Genomic DNA, 2,939 nt, shown 5'->3' with positions numbered 1-2,939 from the left:
ATACATATCCTACCGTATGGCGCAACTTGTCGCTTGCTTATTACAACAAGCGGAACGACCCTGAAAAAGCCCTTTCCGCACTTGAGAAGGCATATCAGCTCGATGAGACCGACTCCCGCATTCTGATGGAGTTAGACCAGTTGTACAAGAAATTGCGTTATCCGCACCGCCGTCGTCTTGATTTCCTTCAGGCGCATACGGAAGTGGTGGAACAGCGCGATGATTTGTGCATAGAGCGCATTACACTTTATAATCAACTTGGTGAATATCAGAAAGCTTATGAACTTATGAACCGGCGTAAGTTCCATCCGTGGGAGGGAGGCGAAGGCAAGATTACGTGCCAGTATGTGTTCTGCCGCATTGAACTTGCCAAGATAGCCCTCCAAGAAAAGCGTTATGCGGATGCGATAAGGTTGCTGAAAGAGACGGAAAAATATCCGGAGAACTTAGGTGAAGGTAAACTCTCCATGGCCGAAGAAAACGACATCCATTATTGGATGGGATGTGCTTACGAAGGTATGGGTGAAGCCGAACTTGCCAAAGAATACTTTGAACGGGCTACCAAAGGATCGGCGGAGCCTGCCATTGCGTTCTTCTACAATGACCAGCAGCCGGACAAGATATTCTATCAAGGACTGGCCTGGCGCAAACTGGGCGACGAGAACAAGGCTCGCAGCCGATTCAACAAGCTGATTAAGCATGGAGAGCAACACCTGTTTGACAAAGTCAAGATAGACTATTTCGCCGTATCACTTCCAGACTTGTTGATTTGGGATGACGATTTGAATGTACGCAACCTCATTCACTGCAACCTTGTGATGGGACTGGGCTATCTTGGACTTGGCGATAAGAAGCAGGCTCGCAAATTCTTGTCGGAAGTTGTTCGCCTGGATATCAACCATCAGATAGGTGCGAGGTTGTTGGCGATGTGTGAGTAGCTTGTGCTTTTAATCTTTGTTTCGATACGGCTTCATTAGGTGCTTATTTATCGAAATAATACTATATTTGTTGGAGGATTTAATTCGCAGACCTGCTTTTGAGGACTTTTTAATGTATTGACTATCAGGTGCTGAAGAGTACGTTGATAGACACTTGTGTTCAGCGTGACAGACACTTGTGTTCAAGCTGACAGACACAAGTGTTTGAGACGACAGACGCAAGTGTCTGTCAAGCCGGGGAATATAGGGGGAATTGCAGAAGTTATTTCTTTGCTGATGTTTTATGGGTTGCATACCGCTAATATGGGTATGTATGTTTTGAAAATTAAAAATGATAGTAGATGAAAAGAGTATTTTTGATATGCTTGTTTGGCATAATATGCCAGGGCATAATGTTTGCGAATGCGGAAAATAGCAACATCGATTTGTCCGGCCTTTGGCGTTTTCAGCTCGACCCCATGGGGTTCGGAAAGACACCCGGGTCGGAATTGTATCTTCGTAAGTTGACGGAAACGATAGAACTGCCCGGTTCGACAGACGAAGGAGGGAAGGGCATACAGAACTTTGTGGCGCATGTAGATAGACTTTCCCGCAAATACGAGTACTGCGGACAGGCATGGTATCAACGTGAGGTGGTCATTCCGGACACTTGGAAAGACAAGGAAATAGTATTGTCTTTGGAAAGGTGCCATTGGGAAACAACGGTCTATGTGGATGGAGAATTGTCGGGTGTGGATGAGCGACTTTCCACTCCTAACCGTTTCGTTGTTACCAAGCAGATGACTCCGGGGATACACACGATAACCATCTGTGTGGACAACAGGCTGAAGTACCCCATGGACCAGTGGAATCATGGCACGACAGAATACACGCAGACGAACTGGAACGGCATGGTGGGAGCGTTGAAATTGGAGGCGCTTCCGACCTATGCGTTCAGCAAGATGCGCGTGGATACTGATATTGATAAAAAATCTGTATCAGTCAGTCTGACGACCATAAAGGCTACAGATAAGGTGGTTGACCTGAGTATCGATGTGAAAGATAAAGAAGGGAATAGTGTCGGAAAAATCAGCAGGCAGGTGCAGATAAAAAACAACCGGATTAGCTGTGATTTGCCTGTAAAGGGGAATGTGAGCTTGTGGGATGAATTCAATCCTTATCTCTATACTTTGGAAGTAAGCGTATCTTCAGATGAGGGGATTTATCAGGAACAGACTTCATTCGGCTTCCGCAAAGTGGAGCAGGGGAAGCATCATATTCGTCTTAATGGCAGAAATATACATCTGAGAGGTGTTTTGGATTGTGCGGTATTTCCTAAAACCGGTTATCCGGCAACAGATGTGGATAGTTGGCTCAAGATATTCACCACAGTCAGGGAATATGGCATGAATCATGTACGCTTTCATTCATGGTGTCCGCCTGAAGCCGCTTTCTGTGCCGCCGACAAGTTAGGATTGTATTTGCAGGTAGAGTTGCCGATGTGGATAAAAGATGTTGGAAAATATCCGTTGCGATGTGACTTCTTCGAGAAGGAGATGTATGCTGTTTTGGATGAATACGGAAACCATCCATCATTTATCCTGATGTGCAACGGCAATGAGAATGAAGGAGACTTTGATGTATTGGAGGATTTGGTTAAAAAGGGCCGGTCTTATGACGAGCGCCGTCTTTATTCCGCCTCTACTGCAAGAAAACATGTGAAAGCCGACCAGTATTATGTGTCTCATGTCACTGCTAAAGGCGGAATTACGGTTTATGAAGGTAAGCCTTCGACAGATTGGGATAAGTCTGCAACATCGGATATAGACGTTCCTGTGATTGCACATGAAACGGGACAACGCTGTATGTATCCCAATTTCAATGAGATGCGCAAATACACGGGTGTGCTCGAACCAAGAAATTTCCAATTGTTTAAACAAAGGTTGGCTGCCAATGGCATGTTGCATAAGGCTGATGACTTTTTTAATGCGACAGGTGCTCATACGGTATTGCAGTATAAGG

The 2,939-nt window shown here is 45.4% G+C and carries 2 protein-coding genes; both read left to right on the top strand.

Annotated features, from left to right (window positions below; translation table 11 throughout):
* The coding region (locus K2G43_RS06895; protein WP_300153729.1) for a tetratricopeptide repeat protein at positions 1-938 on the top strand (938 nt) is incomplete at its 5' end.
* Between the two features lie 392 nt (positions 939-1,330).
* Positions 1,331-2,939, top strand: a 1,609-nt coding sequence (locus K2G43_RS06890) for a sugar-binding domain-containing protein (RefSeq protein WP_366524998.1), incomplete at its 3' end; no start/stop codon positions are given.

The organism is Bacteroides sp. (genome assembly GCF_029057325.1).
GTDB lineage: Bacteria > Bacteroidota > Bacteroidia > Bacteroidales > Bacteroidaceae > Bacteroides.
This window is presented reverse-complemented; position numbering and strand designations above follow the sequence as displayed.